We start from the raw sequence: 25947 nt of genomic DNA, 5'->3' as shown, positions 1-25947 counted from the left end.
GCTCGGCTGCACGTTCCTCGAGCGCCGGGCCGCCGTGCACCACAGCGGTGCGCACTCCGTGCCTGGCGCGCCGTGCCACCCAGCGGGAGCGATCCCGGACGGATCTTGGAGATGGTGGAATGCGCAGGACGTGGACGGTCCTCGGGGCCCTCGTGGTCGTTCTCCTCACCGCCGGGCCGGCGTCGGCCGGCCCGCCGCGGGAGCTGCCCGGACAGCTCACGGACGACACGATCGTGATCGGCGCTGCGGACCGGCAGGTGGTCCAGCAGGCCATGGACCGGTTGGCGGCGGAGCGGGGCATCGGTCTGCACGCCGTCTTCGTCTCCGACTTCGACGCCGTCCCGGCCTCCACCTGGGCGGGACGGACCGCCGAGCTGTCCGGACTCGGCGACTCCGACGTCCTCCTGGCCGTGGCCGTCGGCGGGGGGACGTACGAGTACGGGTCGTGGGTGGGCGAGGGGTCCACGCTGCCCGTGGCCGACGTCCAGGGCGTGCTGACCGACGAGGTGGCCCCGGACCTGGCGGCCCGACGCTGGACCGACGCGGTGCTCACGCTGGCCGGCCGGCTCCAGTCCCTCGCCGAGACGGCGCCCAGCCCCGAGACCACAGCCGGTCCTGCGACCACCGCCGCCTCCGAGACGCCGGCCGGCTCCGGGACCACAGCCGGCTCCGGGACCACCGACGGCTACGGCACGGCGACAGCCGCCGACACCGCGACCGGACCGCGGGCGAGCGAGGAGGCGCTGCCGTGGTCGGGGACGACCACGGTCGTGGTGATCGGCGTCCTCGCCGTGGTGCTCCTGAGTGGCCACCTCCTCTCCCGCCGCCGGACCGTGAGCAGCTCGACCCGGTAGCCGGATGCGCGTGGCGGAGCCGCTGCCGAGCTCAGCAGCTCCTCGCCGACCGGGTCGGCCGCCGCCTCACCGTGCCGGCTCGGCCCGCCGCGCGGTGCCCAGGACGTGCGGCGCCATGGGGAGCGGGATGCGCGTGTCCGGCAGGCGGTGGCGCTCCAGGCGCTCCATCGTGAAGCCGGCCGCGGTGATCGCCGTGGCGGTGTCGCGCCCGACGTGGCACCCGCCGCACAGCACGGGCCAGACTGTCCGGTCGAGGGCGTCCTGCACGATCGTCAGCGGCGGCCGCTCGGCCCGCACGTGCTCCCAGAAGACCAGCCGCCCGCCGGGGCGCAGCACCCGGTGCAGCTCGCGCAGCGCACGCGGCTGGTCGGCCACGCTGCACAGGACCAGCGTGCTGACGACGGTGTCGAACTCACCCTCGCCGGCGGGCAGGGCCTCCGCGACGCCGTCCACCACGTCCACCGGCACGGGTGCTCGTCGGGCAGCCTGCTCGGCCAGTCCACGCAGGTACGGCTCCGGCTCGACGGCGACCACCTGGGTCACCGCGGGCGGGTAGTGCGCGAAGTTGCTGCCGGACCCCGCCCCGACCTCCAGCACCCGGCCGGCCGTGTCGGCGAGCACCCTGCCCCGCAGCTCGGCCAGCCCGGACCGCTCCCCCGCCGCGGCAAGTCGGCCGAAGACCCGGGCGAAGACGGGATGGTGGACAGCAGCAGGAGCCGGAGGCACTCCCCCAGCATGCCGAGCGGCCCGCCGACTCGGTAGGTCGAGCACGGCGACGAACCCCGGCGGGCCGGCGCGGGAGGAGCAGTCCGCCTCGCCACGTGCATCAGCAGTCGCGAGGAACACCACGACCAGGCGCCGGATGAACGCCTGCACGTGCGCACCGAGGCGGTCGAGCACCTGGTGGTCGTAGGAGGTGCGAGCCTCGGCTGGTCGTCCGGAGCTCTCCCGCTCCCGCCCCATGGGGCGGCCCCCGCCCGTGCGGACAGCAGTGCTGCTGAGACCTCTCCCCGGGCTCCCCACCGCCGTCACGGCGGCGTCATCGGGTCAGGAACCGCCGTGGACGAGGGAGGTCCCTCGGTCCGGTGGTCCGGGGTCCCTGCCGGGTCCGGACCACCGGATCGCCGGATCAGTCCCCGGCCGACGGGTGGGACCCGTCAGCGAGGTGGACGACGAAGTCGGCGTTCACCCCGTCGGTGCCGTTGTGCCCGTTGGTGGTCTGGGCCATCTCCCCGCGGGCTCCGGCGTAGCTCCCCGTCCCACCCGTGACCGCCCGGTCGACGGTCCCCGCCTGCTGGGGCAGCTCGGTCCCGATCGAGGTCAGGGTGGACCCGTCGGAGAACTCGAAGACCTGGGTCGTGGCGACCCAGGCGTCGTGGGTCGAATGCGCTCCCGCGCCGATGAAGAACCCCCAGCAGGTCCACTCCCCGATGACCTCCTCGGGGAACTCCGGCTGGGCCTGACCTGCCGCGTCCACGACGACCCCGTCGTGGTCGCCGAGGGTCCCGTCCAGGTAGATCCAGCCCTGGGTGACGAAGCTGTTGCCCGCGGCCGGGAGCCCGTCGGAGAACACCGGGTCGTCCTCGAACACGAACCGCGTGCCGTCCTCGGAGACGTCGAACTCGAACGGCTGCGCCGGAGCCGGGGGCCGGTCGTTGCCGGGCGGACCGGTGTCGACCTGACGGACGGCCAGACCACCCAGCAGGGGGACGGTGAGCACGGCGGCGGCCGCGGCCAGGACCGAGCGCCTGGAGATGTCGGACATGACGGTTCCTCTCAGTCCTGGATCCGATAGAACCGGAACAGCGGGTTGTCGATGGGCAGCACCTCGACGGTGCCGAACCCGGCCTGCCGGGCCAGGTCGACGACCACGGAGGGCCGGATGGCCGTGCCGATGGCGTCGTGGTCACCCGTGGCGATCGCCGCGGGCAGGCAGTGGACGACGCTCCAGCCGAGCATCATGCGTTCGACCTCGTCGCCGGGGGCGGAGAACGACGGGGCGACCCGCTCGTCGGCGACGACGAGCGTCCCCCCGTCCGCCAGGGCCGCACGGACGGCGGCCAGGGCCTCCACCGGGCGGCCGATGTCGTGCAGCGTCTCCAGCATCACGACGACGTCGAAGACGCCGAGCGCATCGAGCCGGGCCGCGTCGGCGACGACGTAGCTGACCCGGTCCGCGAGGTCGTCGTCCAGCGTGGCGGCGGCATCGGCGACCGAGCCCGCGTCCACGTCCACCCCGACGACCGTGCTGGCCGGGTAGGCCCGGGCGATGGCCTGCGTCGACCAGCCCTGCCCGCAACCGACGTCGGCCACCCGGGCCCCGGACGCGAGCCGGGAGTGGACGTCGGGCACGGCCGGGAGCCAGTCCTGGACGAGGTCGTGGGTGAAGGCCGGCCGGTTGACCCCGCCCTGACCGTCCCGGAAGTCCTCGCCGTAGCGGGCGTAGGGCACCCCGCCGCCGGACCGGTAGGCCTCGACCACGTCGGGCAGGGCCTGACCGATGCCGGCGAGCATCGAGGCCAGCGGGGCGGCGTGCAGCGGGTCGTCCGCCACGGTCAGCACCCTGGCGTGGGCGGCGCCGAGGCGGTACCGCCGCCCGGTGGACGGCTCGCCGTCGTCGGTGTCCAGCAGGCCGGCGACGGCCTGCTGGTCGAGCCACTCGCGGGCGTAGCGCTCGGCGATCCCGGCGTCGGCCGCGAGCTCGGCAGCGGTCCTGGCCCGGCCGTCGGCCAGCACGCGGTAGAGGCCGAGTCGCCGGCCCAGGTGCACCGCGAACAGCTCCAGCGACTGGACGGCGGCGCCGAACAGGCGTTCGGACAGCACCTCCGCCTCGTCGAGGGTGGTGAGGGTGGTCGTCATGGTCTCCCCTTCTGGGTGTCGTTCGGACACCCGGTACGGCGGGAGGTCGGACCTCACGCCGTGCGGACGAGCCCCACCCGGACCTCACCGACCTGTCACCCTGCAGGCATGGCCCCACGGCAGGTGGTCCATTCCTCCCTCGTCGGACGCGACGACGACGTGCGACGGGTCCGCGCGCTCCTGACCGGGCACCGGCTCGTCACGGTGGTGGGCCCCGGTGGCGTCGGGAAGACGCGCGTCGCGTCGGCGGTCGCGGAGGAGGGAGGCGGCCTGCCGGTGAGCCTGTGCGAGCTCGCGGCCGTCGCCGACCCCGCGGGGGTCCCGGCAGCCGTCACCGAGGCGCTCGGGTTCGGGTCGCTGTCCGGAGCGGCCCTCGGCCTGGCCGACGCCGAGCGACTGGTGCTGCTGGACAACGCCGAGCACCACCTGGACGCGGTGGCCGACGTCGCCCAGGCACTGCTCACGGAGGTCCCGGGCCTGCGGTTGCTGGTCACCAGCCAGGTCCCGCTCGGGCTGCCCGGCGAGCGGGTGACCGTGCTGGCGCCCCTCCCGGTCCCGGACGGCGACGACCCGGTCGCCGCCCTGGCCTCACCCGCCGTGCAGCTGTTCGCCGCGCGTGCGCGTGAGGCCGGGGCCGACCTCGTCCTGGACGACCCGACCGCCGTGTGCGTGGCCGCGCTCTGCCGCCGACTCGACGGCCTGCCCCTGGCGATCGAGCTCGCGGCGGCGCGCTCCCGGACCCTGGGCCCCGCGGACATGCTCCGCCACCTGGACGCCCGCTTCCAGCTGCTGACCAGCGCGCGGGGGCACCGGCCGGACCGGCAGCAGAGCCTGGAGTCGGCGATCGGCTGGTCGCACGCCCGGCTGGACCCGGCGGTCCAGCGCTTCTTCGCCCGGCTGGGCACCTTCCGCGGGCCGTTCTCCGACGAGGCGGCGCACGCCGTCGCGGCCGACGACGGCGACACGCTGGCGACCTCCCTGACCCGGCTCGACGCGCTGGTCACCCCCTCGCTGCTCACGACGGCGTCCCGGCTGGGCCGCACCTGGTACTCCCTCCCGGAGAGCCTCCGGTTGTTCGCCCGCGACCGGCTGTCCGAGGCCGGTGAGCTGGAGCTCTGCGAGGAGCGGGCGGTGCGCCGGCACACCGCCGACGCCGAGCAGATCGTCCGGCTCTCCCAGCGCTCCTGGCCCGGGGAGCTCTTCGCGGCGCTGCTGTCCACCCAGCTGAACCTGCAGGAGGGCATCCGGTGGTGCCTGGGCCACGACGCGGACGCAGATCGCGCCTTCTCGCTCTTCATCCCGCTCTGGGGGGTGGTGCACAACGCCCGCGCGGAGACCGTCCTCGCCCTGGGGGACCAGCTGCTCGACCGCTGGGACGACCCGGCCCTGCCGCTCTGGTGCGAGGTCGTCGCGACGACCGCCACCGCCGCGATCGTCACCGGCGACCTGGCCCGCGGGCGGGGCCTCGCCGAGCGGGTCCTGGACTCCGCCGGGCCCGGGGACTCCCCGCGTCGCCTCGGCGAGGCGATGGCCACCCGGGCCCTCCACATGGTCCGTCGGGCGGACGGCGAGTGGGCCGCGGCGCTGTCGATCGTCGAGCGCGGCATCGATGCCGCGTACGGAGGGGGCTGGGTGGCCTGCGCGCACGAGCTGGAGATCATCCGGGCGCTGGCCACCAGCCGGGTCCGTGGCCGCGCGGCCGGCCTGGAGGTCGCCCGTGAGGTGCAGCGCGGGTTGACCGACGCCGACGGTCCGATCCTCGGGGTCTTCGCCGTCGTCACCTGCGCGGGGCTGATGGACACCAGCGACCCGGCCGGCACGGTCACCCTCTTCTCCGCCGCACTGGACCAGGCGTCGTCAGCGGGCTACCCGTGGGGTGTGGGCACCGCACACCGCGGGCTGGCGGCGGTCGCGCTGGGGCAGGGCGACCTGGCCGGGGCGGCCGCCCACCTGACCCGGTCCCTGGACGTCTTCGTCGCGCTGGGGCACGACGCGGAGGTCGCCACCACGTTGCGGTGGGCGGCGGCGACGCTGTCGACGGCCGGGCGAGCGTCGGCCGCGGAGGTGGCGCAGGCCGCCGTCCCCCCGGGCATGTCCGAGCTGCCGGCGCTGGAGGAGCTGCTGCTGGAACCGCTCCCGGCCGCCGTGCGCCCGCTGTCCGCCGCGGGCCTGCGGGCAGCCCTCGCCGTCGCGCGACCCGGCCTCGCCGACCTCGCCGGCGCCACCGGTGGCTCCGGGCCGGCGCCGGCGGCCGGACCACCGGACGAGCGGCCACGGACTGGATCGCGGACTCCGCGGCCCGGACCGGGCACCTGGTCGCGCGAGGGCCCGCTCTGGGTGATCACCTTCGCCGGCCGCACGGTCCGGACACCGGATGCCAAGGGCCTGGCCGACCTGGCCGTCCTGGTGGGGAGGCCGAACGTCGAGGTCTCCGCGGCCGAGCTGATGGGAGCCGCCGTCGAGAGCCCCGACCTCGGCCCGATGATCGACGAGACCGCCAAGGCGCAGTACCGCCGGCGGGTGGCGGACCTGCAGGACGACGTCCTCGAGGCCGAGGACCTCGGCGACCTCGGTCGCGCCGAGCAGGCTCGGCTCGAGCTGGACCAGCTGCTGGCGGAGCTGGCCAGCAGCACCGGTCTCGGCGGGCGGACCCGCCGCGCGGGCGCCGTCGACGAGCGCGCACGTTCGGCGGTGACGTGGCGCATCCGCGATGCGATCAAGCGGCTGGCCCAGGTCCACCCGTCGCTCGGGGACCACCTGCGGACGACGGTGCGGACCGGGCGCTGGTGCGCCTACGAGCCGGCTGACGAGGTGCACTGGGAGGTCCTCGGGAGGTGAGGCCGGTGGTGCCGGGAGGCCGGACCTCCCGGACGGGAGCCACCGCCTCCCGCCGTCCAGGGAGACCACCCACCCCTGGAGGACCCCATGACCACCACCACCCCCGACGAGCGCCGGCACCCGGTGCCGGCCGCGCTGATGCCGACGATGCGGCGAGCGGTGCCCGAGGACGCCCCGGCCATCGCAGCGCTGAAGCGGGCGTCGGTGCGCGCCATCTTCCCGCGCTGCTACGACGCGGAGCAGACCGCCGCCGCCGTCGTGCACCTCACGAGCCCGGACCACCTGCTCATCGCCGACGGCACCTACGTCGTCCAGGAGGCCGGTGAGGAGATCGTGGCCTGCGGTGGGTGGAGTCGGCGTGCCCTGCTCTACCCGGGCTCACCCGAGGACGGCGACCGCGTGCTCGACCCCCGCGCCGAGCGTGCACGGGTGCGGGCGATGTTCGTCCGGAGCGACTGGACCCGCCGCGGCCTGGGGCGAGCCATGCTGGACCACTGCCTGCACGATGCTGCGGGTGCGGGCTTCCGCGCACTCGCGCTCATGGCCACCCTGCCGGGCGTGCCGCTCTACACCGCCTACGGGTTCACCGAGATCGAGCGGGTGGGCGTCGCCCTCCCCGAGGGCCCCACCCTCGAGTGCGTGCTGATGCACCGCGCCACCGGACGGCGGTGACCGGTCCGGGTGCGCGGAGCCGCCGCGGCCGGGCTCAGCGGAAGACGACCGTGCTGTGACCGTTGAGCAGCACCCGTCGCTCGCTGTGCCAGCGCACGGCCCGGGAGAGCGCGAGCGCCTCGGCGTCCTGGCCGACGGTGGCCAGTGCGCGGGGGTCGTGGGTGTGGTCGATCCGGATGACCTCCTGCTCGATGATCGGGCCCTCGTCCAGGTCGGGTGTCACGTAGTGGGCGGTCGCCCCCACCAGCTTGACGCCGCGGTCGAACGCCTGGTGGTAGGGCTTGGCACCCTTGAAGCCCGGCAGGAACGAGTGGTGGATGTTGATCGCCCGTCCGTACAGCGCCGCGCACGTCTCGTCGGAGAGGACCTGCATGTACCGGGCCAGCACCACCAGGTCGACGTCGTACTGGTCGACCAGTTCGAGCAGCCGGGCCTCGGCGTCCCCCTTCGTCGTCGGGGTCACGGGCACGTGCACGAAGGGCAGGCCGGCGGCCTCCGCCATCGGCCGCAGGTCCTCGTGGTTGGAGACCACCGCGACCAGCTCTCCGCCCAGGTTGCCCGCCCGCCACCGGAAGACCAGGTCGTTCAGGCAGTGCCCGAGCTTGGAGACCATCACGAGCACCCGCTCCGGCTGATCACCGGCCACCCGGTAGGACATCCCGAACTCGTCGGCCACCGCTCCGAACGCCCGGGACAGGCGGCCGACGTCGCTGTCCTCCGCGCCGACGAACGCCGTGCGCAGGAACAACTGCCCGCGGAGCGGATCGTCGAACTGCTGGTGCTCGACGATGTCGCAGCCGTGCTCGAACAGGAACGAGCTGACGGCGTGCACGATGCCCGGGCGCTCGGCGCAGCTGAGCGTGAGGGTGAAGGGGTGGGACACGGGTGCCTCCTCAGCACTCGACGATGTTGAGCGCCAGCCCGCCACGGGCGGTCTCCTTGTACTTGTCCTTCATGTCCGCGCCGGTCTCGCGCATGGTCTTGATCGCCTTGTCCAGCGAGACGTGGTGCCGGCCGTCGCCCCGGACGGCCATGCGGGCCGCGGTGACGGCCTTGATCGAGCCGACGGCGTTGCGTTCGATGCACGGGATCTGCACGAGCCCACCGACGGGGTCGCAGGTGAGGCCGAGGTTGTGCTCGATGCCGATCTCGGCGGCGTTCTCCACCTGTTCCGGGGTCCCCCCGATGACCTCGGCGAGGCCGGCGGCGGCCATGGAGCAGGCGGAGCCGACCTCTCCCTGGCAGCCCACCTCCGCACCGGAGATGGACGCGTTCTCCTTGAACAGCAGCCCGATCGCCGCGGCGGTGAGCAGGAAGCGCACCACCCCGTCCTCGGAGTACGAGTCGATGAAGTCGCGGTAGTAGTGCAGGACGGCCGGCACGATGCCGGCGGCGCCGTTCGTGGGAGCGGTGACCACCTGGCCGCCGGCTGCGTTCTCCTCGTTCACCGAGAGGGCGTAGAGCGTCACCCACTCCATCGCCCGGAGCGGGTCGGACGGGTCCGGACGGTCTTCCAGCTGGGTGCGGAGTGCGGCGGCGCGCCGGCGCACCTCCAGTCCCCCCGGCAGGACGCCGGCGGCCCGGGTGCCGCGGTCCACGCACTCCTGCATCACCGACCAGATGTGCAGCAGTCCGGCGCGGACCTCCGCCTCGGTGCGCCAGGCCAGCTCGTTGGCCAGCATCACGTCACTGATCCGCAGACCCGTCTCCCGCGTCCGGGCCAGCAGCTCGTCACCGGTGCGGAACGGGTACCGCACCGGTGTCGGGTCCTCGACGACGGCCGGGTTGCCCGCGTCGTCCTCGTCGAGGACGAACCCGCCGCCCACCGAGAAGTACTCCCGTCGGCTGATCTCCTCGCCGTGCGCGTCCAGCGCCCGGAAGAGCATGCCGTTGCTGTGGAAGTCCAGGCGCTTGCGCCGGTGCAGCACGACGTCGTCGTCGACGCAGAAGGAGATGAGGTGCTCGCCCGCCAGCCGGAGCCTGCCCTCGGTACGGACCGCATCGACCCGGGGCTGGGCCGCCACCGGGTCGACGAGGTCGGGCTGCTCGCCCTCCAGACCCAGGACGACCGCCGTGACGCTGCCGTGTCCGTGTCCGGTGGCACCGAGGGACCCGAAGAGCTCGCACCGCACACCGGCCACTCGTGGGAGCAGCGCCTCGTCCTGCAGCCGGGACGCGAAGGACCACGCGGCACGCATGGGCCCGACGGTGTGCGAGCTGGACGGGCCGATCCCCACCTTGAACAGGTCGAAGGCGCTGATGGTCATGCGGGCTCCTCGCAGCACCGGCGGCCGGAGCGGCACGTCGCTGTCAACCGGTTGATATACCAGTTGTAGGATCACCGTATGTCTTTCACCACGTGGAGGCAAGACCCGACGATCGTCACCCCCTACGATCGGGGCGTGACCGCCGTACCGCTGGACCTCGACCCGTCCGTCGTCACGTCCCTGGCCGACAAGGCCTACGTGGCGATCCGGGACCGGCTGATCATGCTGGCCATCAGCCCGGGCGACCCCATCGACGACGACGCACTCGCCCAGGAACTCGGCGTGGGCCGGACCCCGGTCCGTGAGGCGCTGAAGCGGCTGGAGGTCGACCGTCTGGTCGTGTCGTACCCACGCCGCGGCACGTTCGCGACCGGCATGGACATCTCCGATCTCGCGCACATCTCCGACATCCGGGCCCAGCTGGAGCCGCTGGCCGCCCGCCGCGCCGCGGACCGGGCCGCCCGCACCGGGGCGGCCGAGCTCGAGGAGCTGGCCCTGCGCATCGAGCAGCTCGACGTGAGCCGGCTCGACCGGACGGAGCTGATGCGCTGGGACCTGGCCGTGCACCGGACCATCTACCGGGCCGCCGGCAACCCGCACCTCGAGGACGTGCTCATCCGCTACGACAACCTCGCGACGCGCATCTTCTGCCTGTTCCTGGACCGGCTGCCGAGGGTCGACGAGCACGTCGGGGAGCACGTGGACCTGCTCCGGGCGATCGCGGCCGGTGAGCCCGACCGGGCCGATGACCTCGCCCGGGAGCACGTGCTCGGCTTCGAGCGGGCCATCCGCGCGGTGATCTGACCGAGGACCTCCAGCGGCGGCCGCCGCCGTCCGTCACCCCGTCCCGACGGCCGCCAGGACGGCGAGGACGTCCCGCGTGGCGGCCACGTCGTGGACGCGCAGCACCGCAGCACCCCGCTGGGCGGCGAGGACGGTCGCCGGCATCACCTCGGGCCGCGAGGTGTCCACCGACAGCGGCACCGGGACCCGCCGCACCAGTGCCTCGACCACCGGGACGACGCGGTCCAGTTCCTCGGCGAGGGTCAGCGGGCGGGAACCGGGCCTCGCGGACTCCCCGCCGACGTCGATGAGGTCCGCCCCGTCGTCGACGAGCGTGCACCCGTGCTCCACGGCTGCGGCGACGGTGGGACACCGCCCCACGTCGGAGGAGGAGTCGGGGGTGACGTCGAGGACGCCGCAGACCAACGGCCGCCCCGCCGCGAGAGCCCGACCGACGGGGTCCGGGGAGCCCGCACCGCCCGCGGGCGAGCGGTGCACGGCGTGCGCCGAGGCCATGGCGTGGTCCGGTCTCAGCCGCGGATCCGGGTCATCTCCGGGTCCACCAGCGGTTCGGCGGCGACCGTCGCCCGGATGCGGCTGCCGAAGTACTCGATCTCGACGGCCGTGCCGACGGTCGCCGAGGCCGGGAGCCAGGCGTAGGCGATCGGCCGGCCGACGGTGTGCCCGAAGGCCGCGCTGGTCACGTAGCCGGCCGGCCGGCCGTCGACGAACACGGGCTCGTGGCCGAGGACGACGCTGCGTCCGTCGTCGATCGTCAGGCAGGACAGCCGGCGGCTCACCGTGTCCTCGCTGAGCCCGTCGACGGCCCGGCGGCCCACGAAGTCGGCCTTCTTCTGCGTGCGGACGGCGAAGCCGACACCGGCCTCGTACGGGTCGTGCTCCGTGGTCATGTCGTGGCCCCAGGCGCGGTAGCCCTTCTCCAGCCGGAGGCTGTTGAACGCGGCCCGGCCGGCGGCGACCACGCCGAGGTCCTGGCCGGCACGCCACAGCACGTCCCACAACCGCTGACCGTGCTCGGCGCTGGCGTAGATCTCCCAGCCGAGCTCACCGACGTAGGACAGCCGCATCGCCGTGACCGGCACTCCCCCGATCCGGGCCGGCTTGGCGCGGAAGTACTTCAGCCCGTCGTTGGTGAAGTCGTCGGAGCTGACCCGCTGGACCAGGTCCCGGGCCCGCGGCCCCCACAGGCCGATGCAGCACGTGCCCCCGGTGACGTCCCGGATCTGGACGGTGCCGTCGTCGGGCGCCTCCCGTTGCAGGTGGTCGTGGTCGAGGGGTCCGTTGGCCCCGACCTGGAACCGCTGCTCACCCAGCCGGGCGACGGTGAGGTCGCTCCGGACGCCGCCGGCTTCGTCCAGGGCGAGGGTGTAGGTGACCGCGCCGACCGACTTGTCCATCTCGCCCGTCGTCAGCCGCTGCAGCAGGCCGAGGGCGCCGGGACCGCTGACCTCCAGCCGCTTGAGCGGCGTCATGTCGTACATCGCCACGGCCGTGCGGGTTCGCCACGCCTCGGCCGCCGCGATGGGCGAGTGGAACTGCGCGCTCCACGGGTCACGCGGCGGCGGCGTCCACTCCGGCGGCAGCTCCGCCACCAGCTCCGCGTTGGCCTCGTACCAGTGCGGCCGTTCCCAGCCGGCCCCCTCGAGGAAGACGGCGCCGAGCTCGCGCTGCCGGGCGTGGAAGGGGCTGACCCGCAGGTCGCGCGGGGACAGCCGTGGCTGCAGCGGGTGCAGCACGTCGTAGACCTCCACGAAGTTCTGCTGCGAGGTCTCGCTCACGTACTCCGGCGCGAGCTGGACCTCCTCGAAGCGGTGGACGTCGCACCCGTGCAGGTCGACCTCCGACCGCCCGTCGACGAGCAGCTGGGCCACCGCCCTGGCCACCCCCGCCGAGTGGGTGACCCAGACCGCCTCCGCGATCCAGAAGCCCCGGACGTCGCGGGACTCGCCGACCAGCGGGCTGCCGTCCGGGGTGAAGGAGAAGACGCCGTTGAAGCCGGTGTCGATCTTCGACGAGCGGAGGGAGGGCAGCAGGAGCTGGCTCTCCTCCCAGACCGGGGCGAAGTCCTCCTCGGTGAAGGGCAGCATCGAGGGCATCGACGACTCGCGCACGCCGTCGCCCTGCGGCAGCTCGTCCAGGTCGACCGGCATCGGCCGGTGGGCGTAGGAGCCGATGCCGAGGCAGTCGACGCGCTCGCGGAAGTAGAGGTCCCGGTCCTGGTGGCGCAGGATCGGCAGGCTCGCCTCGCTGAGCTCGTCGTTGCGGCCGACCAGGTCCGGCACCTGCCCCGTCCAGGCGAACTGGTGGGCGAGCGGCAGCAGCGGCACGTCCATCCCGACCATGGCGCCGAGCTCCAGCCCCCAGAAGCCGGCGCAGGACACCACGACGTCGGCCGGGATGACGCCGTCCGGGGTCCGGACGCCGGTCACCCGGCCGCCGGTCTGCTCGACACCGGTCACGCGGGTCGAGCCCTGGAAGCGGGCTCCCCGGGCCTCGGCGCGGCGGGCCAGCGCGACGACCGCCCGGGACGCCTTCGCCAGGCCGTCGCTGGGGATGTGCAGGCCGCCGAGGACCCGGTCGCGGTCGACCAGCGGGTGCAGCCGCACGCACTCGTCCCCGTCGACCACCTGCGCCTCGACGCCCCAGGAGGTGGCCCAGCCCTGCTTGCGGTGCAGGTCCGCCAGCCGCTCCGGCGTGGTCGCGACCTCGAGCCCGCCGACCTGGTTGAAGCACCAGGCGCCGTCGACGTCGAGGCCGGAGAACTTCTCCACGGTGTAGCTGGCCAGCGCCGTCATCGTCTTGGACGCATTGGTCTGGAAGACCAGCCCGGGCGCGTGCGAGGTGGAGCCCCCGGTCAGCGGCAGGGGTCCCTGATCGACCACGGTGACGCGGTCCCAGCCACGGGCGGTCAGCTCGTCGGCCAGGTTGGCGCCGACGATCCCCGCTCCGATGATGACCACACGAGGGGTGGTGGACATGGCGTGCGCTCCTGACTGCAAGAGGATCACGGTCGGCCCCTCTGCAGGGTCCCGCCCCGAGCCTGCGAGGGGTGGGGGGCAGAGGGGTCCTTCATCAGCTGTCGTGGGTGGGGGTGAACTCGAGGGCTGCGTCCAGCAGCCAGTCGGCGAGGTAGCCGGCGAAGGACGAGCGGACGAGGACGAGGTGGTCGTCCCCGGCGTCGGAGAGGGCCAGCAGCACGACGCCGGCCTGACCCAGCAACGTCTGGGCGCTGCTGCCCCGGCCGAACACCTGCGGGTGCAGGTCGATCGAGCACCCCTTGGCGAGCACGTCGCGCACCCGCGCGCCGGTCAGCCGCAGGCCGATCCGCTGGGCGGAGACGTCGGTCGCCGACCCGCCCAGCGGGAGGACGGCGGCACGGACCCGGGCCTCGAGCTCCTCCGGGGTCTCCGTGGTGCTGCTCAGCAGCCACTCGTCCGGACCGAGCCAGACGGCCCGGCCGGTACCGGCCGGGACCCAGGTGTTGGGCGCCGTCGGCAGCTCGACGCCGAGCAGGGCGCCGGCTCCCTGACCCACGGCGTCGAGCCGGACGACGGTCATCGCCACGAACGGTTCGACGGTGATGCCCACGGTGTCGGGCAGCCGCCCGAACGCGGTGCTCCACGCCTCGAGCGGGTGGGTGCGCAGCAGCTCAGCCATCGCGACGGGCTCCTTCGGGATCGACCAGCACCGAGCCGGTCACCTCGACCGGGACGAGGGTGCCGTTGACGGGGACGTGGACGGTGTCGCCGATGCGCGACCGGCCTCCCTTGACCAGGGCGAGCGCGAAGGGACGCGCCAGCTCGGCGCTGCGGTAGCTGGAGGTGACGTGGCCGAGCATGGGCACCGGCGGCGGTGGCAGCTGGCCGTCGGCGTGGAGCTCCACGATCTGCGAGCCCTCCGGCAGCACCGTGCGCCGGTCCACCGGGAGCAGTCCGACCAGCTGCTTGCGGAGCGGGTCCTGGTTTGCCTGGCGGGCGAAGGAGCGCTTGCCGACGAAGTCGGGCTTCTTCTTCGACACCGCCCACGCCATGCCCAGGTCGTGCGGGGTGACGGTGCCGTCGGTGTCCTGCCCGATGATCGGGTAGCCCTTCTCCGCGCGCAGGACGTGCATGGTCTCGGTGCCGTACGGCGTGATGCCGTACGGGCGGCCGGCCTCGAGCAGCCGCTCCCACACCGCGACCCCGTACCAGGGGTTGACGTAGACCTCGAAGGCGAGCTCGCCGGAGAAGCTGATCCGGGCCAGCCGGACCGGCACCCCGTCGAGGGTGGTGTCCCGCCAGGTCATGAACGGGAACGCCTCGTTGGCGACGTCCACCTGCGGGAAGACGGCGCCGATGACGTCGCGGGAGCGGGGGCCGACGACGGGGAACGTGTTCCACTGCTCGGTGACCGAGGTGCAGTGCACCCGCAGGTCCGGCCACTCCGTCTGGGCCCACTCCTCCATCCAGTCGAGGACCTTCGCCGCGCCGCCGGTGGTGGTGAGCAGCAGGAAGCGGTCTTCGGCCAGGCGCAGCACGGTGCCGTCGTCGATCACCATGCCGTCCACGCCGCACATGACGCCGTAGCGGACGGAGCCGACCTTCAGGCTGCTCATCAGGTTCGTGTACAGCCGGTCGAGCAGGACGGCGGCGTCGGGACCCTGGACGTCGATCTTGCCCAGCGTCGAGCCGTCGAGGATGCCGACGCCGGTGCGGGCGGCGGCGCACTCGCGGAGGACCGCGGCCTCCATGTCCTCGCCGGGCCGCGGGTAGAAGCGCGGACGCTTCCACTGACCGACGTCCTCGAAGACCGCGCCGGCCGCTCCGTGCCAGTCGTGCAGTGCGGTGACCCGCTCGGGGTCGAAGAGCCGACCGCGGTCGCGGCCGGCGAGGGCGGCGAAGGCCACCGGGGTGTAGGGCGGCCGGAACGTGGTGGTCCCGGTGGCCTGCACCGGGGTCCCGAGCAGCTCGGCGGTGATCCCCGAGGTGAGGACGCCGGAGGTCTTGCCCTGGTCGTGCGCGGTCCCGATCGTCGTGTAGCGCTTAATGTGCTCGATGGAGCGCAGTCCGGCACCGACCGCCCGTTCGATGTCGGCCACCGTCGCGTCGCGCTGCAGGTCGACGAAGGAGGTGGTCCCGCCGGCGCCGGAGGTGTCCGGCACCCGCCACAGCACCAGGGGCGCCGCCGGGACGACCGGCTCCGGCGCCGCGGGCAGCCGGTCCTCCCCCGGCGGCGCGACCGCCAGCGCGCTCAGGGCGGCGCGGGCCACGCGCTGCCCGTCGGCCAGGCACCCGGCCAGGTCGAACACCCCGGCCGCCGCGCCGGTGACCGACAGGCGGTCGAGCTGCTCCGCGGGGAGGAACGCCCCGAGGGCCTCGTCGTAGCGGAGCCGGCCGCGGGCCTGGCTGAACAGGTGCACCGCCGGGTTCCAGCCACCGCTGACCAGCAGCAGGTCGCAGGCGATCGCGCCGGCGGCGCCGACCTCTCCGTCCGCGAACGGGGCGACGAGGGCGTGCGTGACCCGCTCGACGCCCTGCGTTCCGGTCACCACGGCCCCGGCGAGCACCCGGATCCCGGCCCGCTCGCACTCCTCCCGGCGCGGCGAGCCCGCCGGCCGGGCGTCCACCACCGCCTCGACGCGCACGCCCGCGCGGTGCAGGTCCAGGGCGGCGTCGTAGGCGCTGTCGTTCGTGGTGAACACGACGGCGTCGCGGCCGGGCAGCACGCCGTAGCGGTGCAGGAACGTGCGCGCGGCGCCGGCGAGCATGGTCCCCGGGCGGTCGTTGTCGCTGAAGACCACCGGTCGCTCGTGGGCTCCGGTCGCGACGACGACGGAGCGGGCACGCAGGCGCCACACCCGCTGACGGGAGACGTGCCGGGGCGCCGCCGTCCCGAGGTGGTCGGTCCGCCGCTCCAGGGCCAGGACGAAGCCGTCGTCGTAGCTGCCGAAGGCGGTGGTGCGCTGCAGGTGCAGGACCTCCGGGTGGCCGGCGAGCTCGGCGACCGCCGCGGCGACCCACTCCAGCGCCGGGGCGTCGTCCAGGAGGTCGGTGCCGCCCAGCGGCGAGCCGCCGGCCTCGGACTGCTCGTCGACCAGCGCGACGCGGGCACCGGCGCGGGCGGCGGTGAGCGCGGCGGTCAGCCCCGCCGGCCCGGCACCCACCACGAGCACGTCGACGTGGTGGTGGACGGCGTCGTACCGGGCGGAGTCGGGGACCTCGGCGAGGCGGCCCCGCCCCGGCAGGCCGTGGGCCACCAGCCCGTCGTGGAGCTCCACCGTGGTGGCCAGCAGCATGGGCTCGGGGAAGGGCTCCTCGATCTGCACGAGGCCACCCGGGTCCTCGGCCCAGGCCGCGGCGATGCCGCGGGGCCGGCCCAGCCGGACGCTCGTGGCGATCTGGTGCCGGCCGGAGGCGAGCAGGGCCGAGGCGAGCGTGTCGCCGGGGTGGCCGGTGTGGGGCTGCCCGTCGAAGGTGAACTCGAGGCTCGTGCCGCGGTCGATGCGGCCACCCTCGGCGGTGCGGAAGGGGCTGGTCATGGCGCTGTGCTCCTGCGTGCCCTCGCGAGCTCGGTCGCGTGCGGCCCGGGGTCGTCGAGGCGCCGGACGCGCTCGAAGCGGTAGGTGGTGGTGTCGCGCACCGCGGTGAACCAGCGACGGCAGCCGGCGCTGTGGCACCAGCGCTCGGCGAAGCGGCCCTTGGTGTTGTCGCGGAAGAAGACGTAGTGGGCCCACTCCTCGTCGGAGACCTCGGCGGGGGCGTCCGGGTACGGGACGTGGGCCTGGCCGCCGTAGTGGAACTCGACCTCCTCGCGGGGGCCGCACCACGGGCATTCGATGAGCTGCACGGGGACTCCCTGGGTCAGTGGGCCACGGCGGCTGCGCCGTGCTCGTCGACCAGTGCGCCGGTGACGAAGCGGTCGAGGGTGAACGGCGCCACGTTCGGGTGGGGCTCGCCGGAGGCGATGGTGTGCGCCAGCGCCCAGCCGACGCCGGGGGTGGCCTTGAACCCGCCGGTGCCCCAGCCGCAGTTCAGGTAGACGTTGTCGTAGGGGGTCCGGCCCACGATCGGCGAGGCGTCCGGGCTGGTGTCGACGATCCCGGCCCAGGTGCGCAGCAGGTGGGCGCGGGCGAACACCGGGAAGAGCTCGACCGCGGCGGCCATCTGACGCTCGATGACGTGGAAGGCGCCGCGCTGCCCGTAGCCGTTGTAGGAGTCGACGCCGGCGCCCATGACCAGCTCGCCCTTGTGCGCCTGGGAGACGTACACGTGCACGGCGTTGGACATGACCACCGTGGGGTGCACGGGCTCGAGCAGCTCGGAGACCAGCGCCTGCAGCGGGTGGCTCTGCACCGGCACCCTGATGCCGAGCATGTCGGTGAGCACCGAGGTGTGGCCGGCCGCGCAGAGGGCGACCGTGCCGGCGGCGATGGTGCCGCGCGTGGTCTGGACGCCGGTGACCCGGTCGCCGTCGGTGGCGAACCCGGTGACCTCGCAGTCCTGGATGAGGTCGATGCCGGCCTCGTGGGCGCGGCGGGCGAAGCCCCAGGCGACGTAGTCGTGCTTGGCGATGCCGGCCCGGGGCTGGTACGTGGCCCCCAGGACGGGGTAGCGGATGTCGGTGGAGGTGTTCACGATCGGGCAGACCTTGCGGACCTCGTCGGTCTCCAGCCACTCCGCGTCGACACCGTTGAGCTTGTTGGCCTCCACCCGCCGCACGCTGTCGCGGACGTCCTGCAGGGTGTGGGCGAGGTTCAGCACGCCGCGCTGGCTGAACAGGATCGGGTAGCCGAGGTCCTCCTCGAGCCCCTCCCACAGCTTGAGCGACTGCTCGTAGATGGCCGAGCTCTCGTCCCACAGGTAGTTGGAGCGGATGATCGTGGTGTTGCGGGCCATGTTGCCGCCGCCCAGCCAGCCCTTCTCCAGGACGGCGACGTCGGTGATCCCGTGGTTCTTCGCCAGGTAGTGCGCGGTGGCCAGGCCGTGCCCGCCCCCGCCCACGATCACCACGTCGTAGGACCGCTTCGGCTCCGGGTCACGCCAGAGGAAGTCGGGGTGCTCGGGCAGGTCCGCGCCGGGGGTGCGGGTGGGACCGGGGCTCATCGGTGGACCTCCGTCAGGTCGGGGTAGAGCGGGTGCCGGCCGGCCAGCCGGGTGACCCGCGCGCGGAGCCCCGCGAGCTGTTCCTCGCCCACCGAGGGCCGCAGCGCGGCGGCGATCACGTCGGCGACCTCGGCGAAGTCGTCGAGGTCGAAGCCGCGCGCCGCCAGGGCAGGGGTGCCGATGCGGACGCCGGAGCTGACCATCGGCGGGCGGGGGTCGAAGGGCACCGCGTTGCGGTTGACGGTGATGCCGATCGCGTGCAGCCGGTCCTCGGCCTGCCGGCCGTCCAGCGACGAGTGCCGCAGGTCCACCAGCACGAGGTGGACGTCGGTGCCGCCGCTGACCACGTCGATGCCGGCCTCGCGGGAGTCGGGGGCGAGCAGCCGCTCGGCCAGCAGCCGGGCGCCGGCCAGCGTGCGCTCCTGGCGCTCCCGGAAGGCCGGCTCGCCGGCGAGCTTGAAGGCGACGGCCTTGGCGGCGATCACGTGCTCGAGCGGGCCGCCCTGCTGACCGGGGAAGACCGCGGAGTTGAGCTTCTTGGCCAGCTCCCCCGTGGCGAGGATGACGCCGCCGCGCGGCCCGCCGAGCGTCTTGTGGGTGGTCGAGGTGACCACGTGCGCGTGCGGGACCGGCGACGGGTGCAGCCCGGCGGCGACCAGCCCGGCGAAGTGCGCCATGTCGACCATCAGGTACGCCCCGACGTCGTCGGCGATCCGCCGGAACTCGGCGAAGTCGAGCTGCCTGGGGTAGGCCGACCAGCCCGCCACGATGAGCCGGGGCCGCCGCTCGTGCGCCAGCCGCTCGACCTCGGCCATGTCCACGAGGTGGTCGTCGGCTCGCACGTGGTAGGCCGCGACGTCGTAGAGCTTGCCGGAGAAGTTGAGCCGCATGCCGTGGGTCAGGTGGCCTCCGTGGGCCAGGTCCAGACCCAGGATGGTGTCGCCCGGGTCCAGCAGCGCCGACATCGCCGCGGCGTTGGCCTGCGCCCCCGAGTGCGGCTGCACGTTGGCGTACTCCGCGCCGAACAGCGCCTTCAGCCGGTCGATGGCCAGCTGCTCGATCACGTCGACGTGCTCGCAGCCGCCGTAGTAGCGCCGCCCCGGGTACCCCTCGGCGTACTTGTTGGTCAGCACCGAGCCCTGGGCCTGCAGGACCGCCACCGGCGCGAAGTTCTCGCTGGCGATCATCTCCAGCGTCTCCTGCTGCCGGGCCAGCTCGGCTGCGATCGCGCGGTGGACCTCCGGGTCGGTGTCCGCCAGTGGACGGTCGAGCACGGGGTCCGGGACGGCCACGGCCCGCAGAGCTCCTTCGACCTGCGCCACCATCCGGCTGCTCCTGTCTGAGAGGGGAGAACGAGGACTGGTATATCAGTCGTGCACCACAGTAGGGTCGGGTTCGAGCGGGGTCAAGGGACCCGTGGCAGCGGCGTCCCGCAGGCGGCTCCTCCGACGGCGGTCGTCCGCCCGGAGGTGTTCGAGCAGGCCCGCTGCGCGCGCGACCTGGCCGGGCGGGTGGTGCTGGTCGGCGTCCCGTCCCCCGACATGACGGTCGGGCTGCCGGCGATCGGGGTCTTCGGCCGCGGTGGGGCGATCACGTCCTCCTGGTACGGCGACTGCCGGCCCAGCCGCGACGTCCCGCTGCTGATCGACCGGTACCTCCAGAGCCGCTTCCCGCTGGACGAGTTCGTCAGCGAGACCATCGGGTTGGACGACGTCGAGGAGGCCCTGGACGACCTCCGCCGGGGAGAGGTCCTGCGCTCGGTCGTCGTCCTGGACAGGTGACGTGCCACGGGATGCCGGCCGGACGTCGTCCCTCCCGGCCCCGCGGCGGTCGGTGCCCGCTCAGCCCGACAGGCGCTGCGTCAGCCACTCGTGGAAGGCGCCGATGTGGTGCTCGGAGGGCACCAGGACGCCGCCGTCGGCGTAGGCCCGGGAGGACATGGCCGGCTGGGTCCGCTCGCAGGCGGCGAAGTCCTGCTGGTTGACCCGGTGGAACAGCTCGACCGAGCGCGAGACGTCCCTGCCCGACTCGACCACGTCGCGGGTGTACAGCCAGTCGCACTGCACGATCGTCCGGTCGGCCGAGACCGGGAACATGCGGTGGAAGATGACGTGGTCCGGCGCCAGGTTGACGAAGACCGTCGGCCGGACCGTGATGGCGTAGTAGCGACGGTCCTGGTCTCGGTCGACACCCGGGAGCCGGTCGAACCCCTCGCTGCCGTCGACGGTGAAGCCCTTGACGTCGTCCCCGAACTCGGCGCCGTGCCCGACGAAGAACTGCGCCGCGTACCCGTCGGCGAACTCCGGCAGCACCTCGGTCAGCTCCGGGTGGATCGTCGCGCAGTGGTAGCACTCCATGAAGTTCTCGATGATGAGCTTCCAGTTCGCCTGCACGTCGTAGCTGATGCGGCGCCCCACGGACAGCGAGTCGACGTCGTAGCTGTCGATCACCTGCACGCTCCCGAGGCGCTCGACGACGGCGCCCACGACGTCGTCCTCGAACGACGGCGGCTCCTTCGCCAGGCACACCCACGCGTAGCCCAGCCACTCGCGCAGCGCCACCGGGACCAGGCCGTGCTCGACCCGGTCGATGTCGGGCATCTTGGTCAGGTTGGGGGCTGCGATCAGCTTGCCCTCGAGGTCGTAGGTCCACGCGTGGTACGGGCACTGGAAGGCCCGCTTGACCGTGCCCGAGTCCTCCGTGCAGATCTGCGCACCGCGGTGCCGGCAGACGTTGAGGAAGGCGCGCAACTGCCCGTCCCGGCTGCGGACCACGAGGACGCTCTCCCTCCCCACCTGGACCTTCTCGAAGGAACCGGGCGTCGGCAGGTCACTCGATCGCACGACGCAGAACCACATGTCCTCGAAGACGCGCGACTGCTCCTGCGCGAAGACGGCGGGGTCGGTGTAGTAGCGGCCCGGCAGCGTGGGGATGAGGCTCGCGGGCTGTTCGGTGATGGTCATGCGGCACCTCGGATGGCGTCGGCGACCCGCAGGCACGCCGGGAGTCGGACAACACAGGGCCCTGCGACTGAGCACGGACGTCACCCGTGCACGAGCACACGACGACCGGTGTGTCTCACATTACACATTCGGTCGCGCCAGCCGCAACAAGTCGCCACGCGTGGACAGCACTCGGCGAGCCGCGACCGCCGCCCCGTGCGCGCGCCAGGTGCACGCGTCCGGAGCGGAGGATGCGGCAGCGAGGTCAGGACGGCGTGTGGACTCCCACCGCCGGGAGGACCGGCCGGGTCAGCGCGGCTGACCGAAGAAGCCCAGCCTCCGGCTCAGCTCGTCCGCGCCCGCCATCACCCGCCGGGCGAGCCGGGGGTGGCCCTCCTGGTCCATGCGGAAGGCCGGTCCCGAGACGCTGAGGGCCGCGACGATGTCCCCGTCGGCGCCCCGGACGGGCGCGGCGACGGCGTTGAGCCCCACCTCGAACTCCTCGACGGTGCAACCCCATCCCTGGTCGACGATCTGGTCCAGGTTCTGGCGGAGGGCCTCGGGATCGGTGAGCGTGGCCGGGGTGAAGCTCTGCAGGCCCCGGGAGAGCAGGTCCTTGCGGACGGCGTCGGGGGCGTGGGCCAGGAGCACCTTGCCGCTCGACGTGGCGTGCAGCGGGGTGCCCTGCCCCACCCAGTTGTGCGTGCTTAGGGCCGCCGGCCCGCGGGCCTGGGTCACGTTGACCGCACGATCGCCGTCCAGGATGGCGATGTTGACCGTCTCCCCGAGGTCGGCGGCCAGCGCCTCGCAGATCGGCCGCCCCTCCCGGGCGATGTCCAGCTGCGCGACTGCCGCGCCGGCAAGCCGCACGACCCCGAAGCCCAGCCGGTACTTGCCCCGATCGGCCAGTTGCTCGACGAAGCCACGGCTCTCCAGCGTGGCCACCAGCCGGAAGGCCGTGGACTTGTGCACCCCGAGTTCGGCGGCCACCTCCGTGACGCCGGCCTCGCCCTCGGCCGCGAGGATCTCGAGGACGCTCAGCGCCCGGTCGACGGACTGGACGCCGGCGACCGGGCCGCGGTCTTCGCTCTCGTTCTGCGGCTCAGTCATGGAGCCAGCGTAGGTGGATCACGTCGGACCACCCTTCCCCTCCGCTTGACGATGGGGTGACGTCCGGGCCATGCTGTTGCGCTATCAGCGCAGCGTTGCGGTCTCCGCAACATACCCGCCTGGAGCGCCCATGATCCCGGTCTGCCCCACGACAGCGTTGCCACCCGGCGAGGCGATCCGCGTGGAGGCCACTGAGCCCATCGCGGTCTTCAACGTCGACGGCGACTTCTACGCGATCGACGACACCTGCACCCACCAGGACGCCTCCCTGGCCGACGGCTGGCTGGACGGCTGCGCGGTCGAGTGCCCCCTGCACGCCTCGTGCTTCGACCTGCGCACCGGGAAGGTGTCCGGCCCGCCGGCGAAGACCCCGGTCCGCACCCACCGGGTCGTCGTGCAGGACGGCACCGTCTACGTGCAGCCGGGGACCGCCGCGGACGGTGCCGCATGAGGCGCACGGTCGCCGTCGTCGGAGCCTCCCTGGCCGGCCTCTCGGCGGCCCGGGCGCTCCGCGCGCAGTGCTACGACGGCCGCATCGTGGTCATCGGCGACGAGGCGCACGCCCCCTACGACCGCCCACCCTTGTCCAAGGAGTTCCTGGCGGGGAGGGCGTCCCTGGCCGACATCGCACTGGGCACGCCGGACGACACGGACCTCGACGTCGAGTGGCGGCTGGGCACGACGGCGGTCGGGCTCGACCACCTGGACCGCTCCGTGCGACTGGCCGACGGCAGCGAGGTGCGGGCCGACGGCGTCGTCCTCGCCACCGGAGCCCGCGCCCGACGCCTGTCCGGCAGCGAGGGGCTGCGCGGTGTGCACGTGCTGCGCTCGCTGGACGACGCGGTCGCCCTGCGCGAGGACCTGGCCACGGCCGCGCACCTCGTGGTGATCGGGGCGGGGTTCATCGGCGCCGAGGTCGCCTCCACGGCCCGCACGCTGGGGCTGGAGGTCACCGTCGTCGAGACCCAGCCCGTGCCGCTCGCCGGCCCGCTGGGTGCCGACATGGGTGCGGTGTGCGCCCAGCTGCACGCCGACCACGGCACCCGCCTGCTGGTCGGGAGCGGCGTCGCCGGGCTGGTCGGCACCGGCAGGGTCGAGGCCGTCGAACTGACCGACGGCACCCGCCTGCCCGCCGACGTGGTGGTCGTGGGGATCGGGGCCACCCCGAACGTCGAGTGGCTCGCCGACTCCGGCGTGGCCCTCGGCAACGGCGTCCTCACCGACGCGCGCTGCGCCACCAGCATCCCGGGTGTGGTCGCCGTCGGCGACTGCGCGGCGGCGTGGTCGACCTCCCGGGAGCGGCACGTCCGCGTCGAGCACTGGACCCACGCCCTCGAACAGCCGGCCACCGCGGTCGCCACCCTGCTGGGCACCGACCGGCCGGCGCCGACGCCCGTGCCCTACTTCTGGTCCGACCAGTACGGCGCGCGCATCCAGTTCGCGGGGTCGCGCCGCGAGGACGACGAGGTCCGCGTGCTGGAGGGCAGTCGTGCCGACCGCAGCTTCCTGGCGGTCTACGAGCGTCACGGGGACCCCGTCGCCGTCCTCGGGGTGGACCAGCCCCGCCTGTTCACCCGCTGGCGCCGACAGCTGCGCACCGCCGTCCTGACGCACTCCTGACCCGGCCGGTCCTCGACAGCGCTGCCCGGCCCGTGACCGTTGTGCTCCAGATCACTGTTGCCTCTTGTCCCGCAGTGGACCGTCTGATTCCCTCATCCGCACCTGGTCGCGTATTACGCAACAGCTAGGAGAGTGCCATGGAACACCCGGGTCCCGAGCGGGTCTCACCGTCCAGCTCCCCGAGTGCCGGGTCGACGGCTGGCCCTCCGGCCGGCGCCGCGTCGACCGCTGCCCGGGAGCCCACGCCCCCACCGCAGACCGACCGGGTCGTCTTCGGCGTCTCGCTGGCGCTGGTGGTGGCGTTCGCACTGTGGGGGGTGCTCGCCAGCGACAGCCTCTCGAACGCGGTGGGCACCGCGTTCGGCACGGTCATCACCAACGCCGGCTGGGTCTTCGTCGTGACCAGCTCGGGGTTCGTCGCTCTCGCGGGGTTCCTGGCGCTGTCCCGCTACGGACGCATCCGGCTGGGGAAGGACGACGAGCGTCCGGAGTTCAGCACCGGCTCGTGGATCTCCATGCTCTTCGCGGCCGGCATGGGCATCGGCCTGCTCTTCTGGGGCGTCGCCGAGCCGCTCTCCCACCTCGCCGCCGCCCCGCTCGGCCTCGAGGAGGGCGGGACCCCGGAGGCCGCCCGCCTGGGACTGCAGTACACGGTCTTCCACTGGGGCCTGCACCCGTGGGCGATGTACGCCGTCATGGCGATGGCCCTCGCCTACGGCGTCTTCCGCAAGGGCCGGCCGAGCCTGGTCAGCTCCGCGGTCGTCCCACTGGTGAGCGAGCACCGCACGGGCGTCCGGCGCGCCGTCGACATCCTGGCCATCTTCACCACGGTGTTCGGCGCGGCCACCTCGCTCGGGCTCGGCGCGCTGCAGGTCAACAGCGGGCTGGCCACCAACTACGGCGTCCCGCGCAACAACGGCGTGGCCGTGGCCATCATCGCCGGCCTGGCGCTGCTCTACGTCCTGTCCGCGGTCAGCGGCGTGCACAAGGGCATCAAGCTGATCAGCAACACCAACGTGGTGCTGGCCGCGCTGCTCGTGGCCTTCGTCTTCGTGCTGGGCCCGACCACGCACGTCTTCAACACCATCACCGACGCCACCGGCGACTACCTGACCGCCCTCCCCGGCATGAGCCTGGCGTCGGGGGCCTGGGGCGGCCAGGAGTGGCTCGCGGGGTGGACGTTGTTCTACTGGGCGTGGTGGATGTCCTGGACGCCGTTCGTGGGGACGTTCATCGCGCGCATCTCCCGCGGCCGCACGATCCGGCAGTTCGTCACGTTCGTGATGATCATCCCGACCATGGTCAGCATCGTGTGGTTCGGCGTGCTGGGCGGCACCGCCACCCACCTCGAGCTCACCGGCCAGGCCGAGCTCAGCCAGGCGCTGGTCGACGACGGCACCGAGGGGGCACTGTTCGCCCTGCTCGGCGAGTTCCCGGTGGTCACGCTCACCGTGCTGCTCGTGATGGTGCTGATCACGCTGTTCTTCGTCAGCAGCGCCGACTCCGCCTCCATGGTCCTCGGCATGCTCTCCCAGCGGGGCACGACGTCGCCCGGCCGCGCGGTGGTCATCCTCTGGGGCGTGTGCATCGCGGCGGTGGCCTCAGCACTCACCCTCGCCGGGGGGCTCGAGGTCATCCAGTCGGCCACCATCCTGGTGGCCACGCCCTTCGTGGTCGTGCTCATCGCCATCTGCGTCAACCTGGTCCGCGAGCTCCGCCAGGAGCCCTACACCTCGACGCTCGACCCGCAGGTCCGGCGAGCCGTCGTCGCCCACCTCCACGACATGCCGCACGTGAACGGAGCACGGCCCACCTCACCCGGGGTCCCGGTGGTCGCCGACCCCGGCCGCGAGACGGCCGGTCAGCAGTAGGACAGGGCGCCGTCCTGGGTCATGCGCTG

22 protein-coding genes are annotated in these 25947 nt (G+C 73.5%); 8 read left to right on the top strand and 14 right to left on the bottom strand.

What is annotated here, in order from left to right:
- The first annotated feature begins 152 nt into the window (after positions 1–152).
- On the top strand, positions 153–854 hold the full coding sequence (locus FB380_RS17210; RefSeq protein WP_166756582.1) for a TPM domain-containing protein: 702 nt from the start codon (positions 153–155) through the stop codon (positions 852–854).
- 66 nt (positions 855–920) lie between these two features.
- Here the strand turns inward: FB380_RS17210 and FB380_RS17205 are convergent, their stop codons facing one another.
- The 3 genes from FB380_RS17205 to FB380_RS17195 form a co-directional block, all read right to left on the bottom strand.
- Positions 921–1754: a methyltransferase domain-containing protein gene (locus FB380_RS17205; RefSeq protein ID WP_229682235.1), complete on the bottom strand. Its 834-nt coding sequence runs from the start codon at positions 1752–1754 to the stop codon at positions 921–923.
- A gap of 229 nt (positions 1755–1983) precedes the next feature.
- On the bottom strand, positions 1984–2619 hold the full coding sequence (locus tag FB380_RS17200; RefSeq protein ID WP_166756581.1) for a dirigent protein: 636 nt from the start codon (positions 2617–2619) through the stop codon (positions 1984–1986).
- Positions 2620–2630: 11 nt separating this feature from the next.
- Positions 2631–3713 (bottom strand): class I SAM-dependent methyltransferase, encoded by a 1083-nt coding sequence (locus FB380_RS17195; protein ID WP_166756580.1) that lies wholly within the window; start codon positions 3711–3713, stop codon positions 2631–2633.
- A gap of 108 nt (positions 3714–3821) precedes the next feature.
- Between FB380_RS17195 and FB380_RS17190 the strand changes: the two genes are divergently transcribed.
- Both FB380_RS17190 and FB380_RS17185 read left to right on the top strand, forming a co-directional pair.
- The gene (locus FB380_RS17190) at positions 3822–6551 is read left to right on the top strand and encodes an ATP-binding protein (RefSeq protein WP_166756579.1); all 2730 of its coding nucleotides are present in this window, start codon (positions 3822–3824) and stop codon (positions 6549–6551) included.
- An 87-nt stretch (positions 6552–6638) separates the two neighbouring features.
- Entirely contained in the window at positions 6639–7223 is a 585-nt protein-coding gene (locus tag FB380_RS17185; RefSeq protein WP_208383662.1) for a GNAT family N-acetyltransferase, read from the top strand.
- Between the two features lie 34 nt (positions 7224–7257).
- Here FB380_RS17185 and purU read toward each other — a convergent pair whose 3' ends face one another.
- Positions 7258–8106, bottom strand: a complete 849-nt coding sequence (gene purU, locus FB380_RS17180) for a formyltetrahydrofolate deformylase (protein ID WP_166756578.1) — start codon at positions 8104–8106, stop codon at positions 7258–7260.
- Positions 8107–8116: 10 nt separating this feature from the next.
- The gene (locus tag FB380_RS17175; protein ID WP_166756577.1) at positions 8117–9490 is read right to left on the bottom strand and encodes an L-serine ammonia-lyase; all 1374 of its coding nucleotides are present in this window, start codon (positions 9488–9490) and stop codon (positions 8117–8119) included.
- Positions 9491–9625: 135 nt separating this feature from the next.
- On the opposite strand from FB380_RS17175, the gene FB380_RS17170 reads away from it, so the two are divergent.
- Positions 9626–10294, top strand: a complete 669-nt coding sequence (locus tag FB380_RS17170; RefSeq protein ID WP_229682236.1) for a GntR family transcriptional regulator — start codon at positions 9626–9628, stop codon at positions 10292–10294.
- 33 nt (positions 10295–10327) lie between these two features.
- Here FB380_RS17170 and FB380_RS17165 read toward each other — a convergent pair whose 3' ends face one another.
- From FB380_RS17165 to glyA, 7 genes are all read right to left on the bottom strand, one after another.
- Positions 10328–10789 (bottom strand): dihydropteroate synthase, encoded by a 462-nt coding sequence (locus FB380_RS17165; RefSeq protein WP_166756575.1) that lies wholly within the window; start codon positions 10787–10789, stop codon positions 10328–10330.
- A gap of 14 nt (positions 10790–10803) precedes the next feature.
- Positions 10804–13272: a GcvT family protein gene (locus FB380_RS17160; protein WP_166756574.1), complete on the bottom strand. Its 2469-nt coding sequence runs from the start codon at positions 13270–13272 to the stop codon at positions 10804–10806.
- Between the two features lie 94 nt (positions 13273–13366).
- Complete coding sequence (locus FB380_RS17155; RefSeq protein ID WP_166756573.1) at positions 13367–13951, bottom strand: sarcosine oxidase subunit gamma; 585 nt, start codon at positions 13949–13951, stop codon at positions 13367–13369.
- Positions 13944–16811 (bottom strand): 2Fe-2S iron-sulfur cluster-binding protein, encoded by a 2868-nt coding sequence (locus FB380_RS17150; protein ID WP_166756572.1) that lies wholly within the window; start codon positions 16809–16811, stop codon positions 13944–13946. Before FB380_RS17150 ends, FB380_RS17155 begins: the two co-directional genes overlap by 8 nt.
- Positions 16808–17119, bottom strand: a complete 312-nt coding sequence (locus tag FB380_RS17145) for a sarcosine oxidase subunit delta (protein WP_166756571.1) — start codon at positions 17117–17119, stop codon at positions 16808–16810. The genes FB380_RS17150 and FB380_RS17145 overlap by 4 nt, the downstream gene beginning before the upstream one ends.
- Positions 17120–17133: 14 nt before the next feature.
- Complete coding sequence (locus FB380_RS17140) at positions 17134–18375, bottom strand: sarcosine oxidase subunit beta family protein (protein WP_166756570.1); 1242 nt, start codon at positions 18373–18375, stop codon at positions 17134–17136.
- Positions 18372–19667, bottom strand: coding sequence for a serine hydroxymethyltransferase (gene glyA, locus FB380_RS17135; protein WP_425563409.1), 1296 nt, complete (start codon positions 19665–19667; stop codon positions 18372–18374). Before glyA ends, FB380_RS17140 begins: the two co-directional genes overlap by 4 nt.
- An 81-nt stretch (positions 19668–19748) precedes the next feature.
- Here glyA and FB380_RS17130 point away from each other — a divergent pair, with 81 nt between their 5' ends.
- On the top strand, positions 19749–20156 hold the full coding sequence (locus tag FB380_RS17130; RefSeq protein WP_229682237.1) for an MDR/zinc-dependent alcohol dehydrogenase-like family protein: 408 nt from the start codon (positions 19749–19751) through the stop codon (positions 20154–20156).
- A 60-nt stretch (positions 20157–20216) separates the two neighbouring features.
- Here FB380_RS17130 and FB380_RS17125 read toward each other — a convergent pair whose 3' ends face one another.
- Positions 20217–21338 (bottom strand): aromatic ring-hydroxylating oxygenase subunit alpha, encoded by a 1122-nt coding sequence (locus tag FB380_RS17125; protein WP_166756568.1) that lies wholly within the window; start codon positions 21336–21338, stop codon positions 20217–20219.
- 288 nt (positions 21339–21626) lie between these two features.
- On the bottom strand, positions 21627–22427 hold the full coding sequence (locus FB380_RS17120) for an IclR family transcriptional regulator (RefSeq protein ID WP_166756567.1): 801 nt from the start codon (positions 22425–22427) through the stop codon (positions 21627–21629).
- Positions 22428–22497: 70 nt separating this feature from the next.
- Here FB380_RS17120 and FB380_RS17115 point away from each other — a divergent pair, with 70 nt between their 5' ends.
- The 3 genes from FB380_RS17115 to FB380_RS17105 all read left to right on the top strand — a co-directional run bounded on the left by FB380_RS17115 (position 22498) and on the right by FB380_RS17105 (position 25918).
- Complete coding sequence (locus FB380_RS17115; protein ID WP_312018798.1) at positions 22498–22878, top strand: bifunctional 3-phenylpropionate/cinnamic acid dioxygenase ferredoxin subunit; 381 nt, start codon at positions 22498–22500, stop codon at positions 22876–22878.
- Complete coding sequence (locus tag FB380_RS17110; RefSeq protein ID WP_166756565.1) at positions 22875–24047, top strand: NAD(P)/FAD-dependent oxidoreductase; 1173 nt, start codon at positions 22875–22877, stop codon at positions 24045–24047. The genes FB380_RS17115 and FB380_RS17110 overlap by 4 nt, the downstream gene beginning before the upstream one ends.
- A 137-nt stretch (positions 24048–24184) precedes the next feature.
- Positions 24185–25918 carry a BCCT family transporter gene (locus FB380_RS17105; RefSeq protein ID WP_166756564.1) on the top strand — a complete coding sequence of 578 codons (1734 nt, stop codon included), beginning with the start codon at positions 24185–24187 and terminating at the stop codon, positions 25916–25918.
- Positions 25919–25947: the final 29 nt, after the last annotated feature.

The organism is Modestobacter marinus, assembly GCF_011758655.1.
Taxonomy (GTDB): domain Bacteria; phylum Actinomycetota; class Actinomycetes; order Mycobacteriales; family Geodermatophilaceae; genus Modestobacter; species Modestobacter marinus.
The sequence above is the reverse complement of the archived record's forward strand: the minus strand, read 5'-3'. Positions and strand labels throughout refer to the sequence as shown.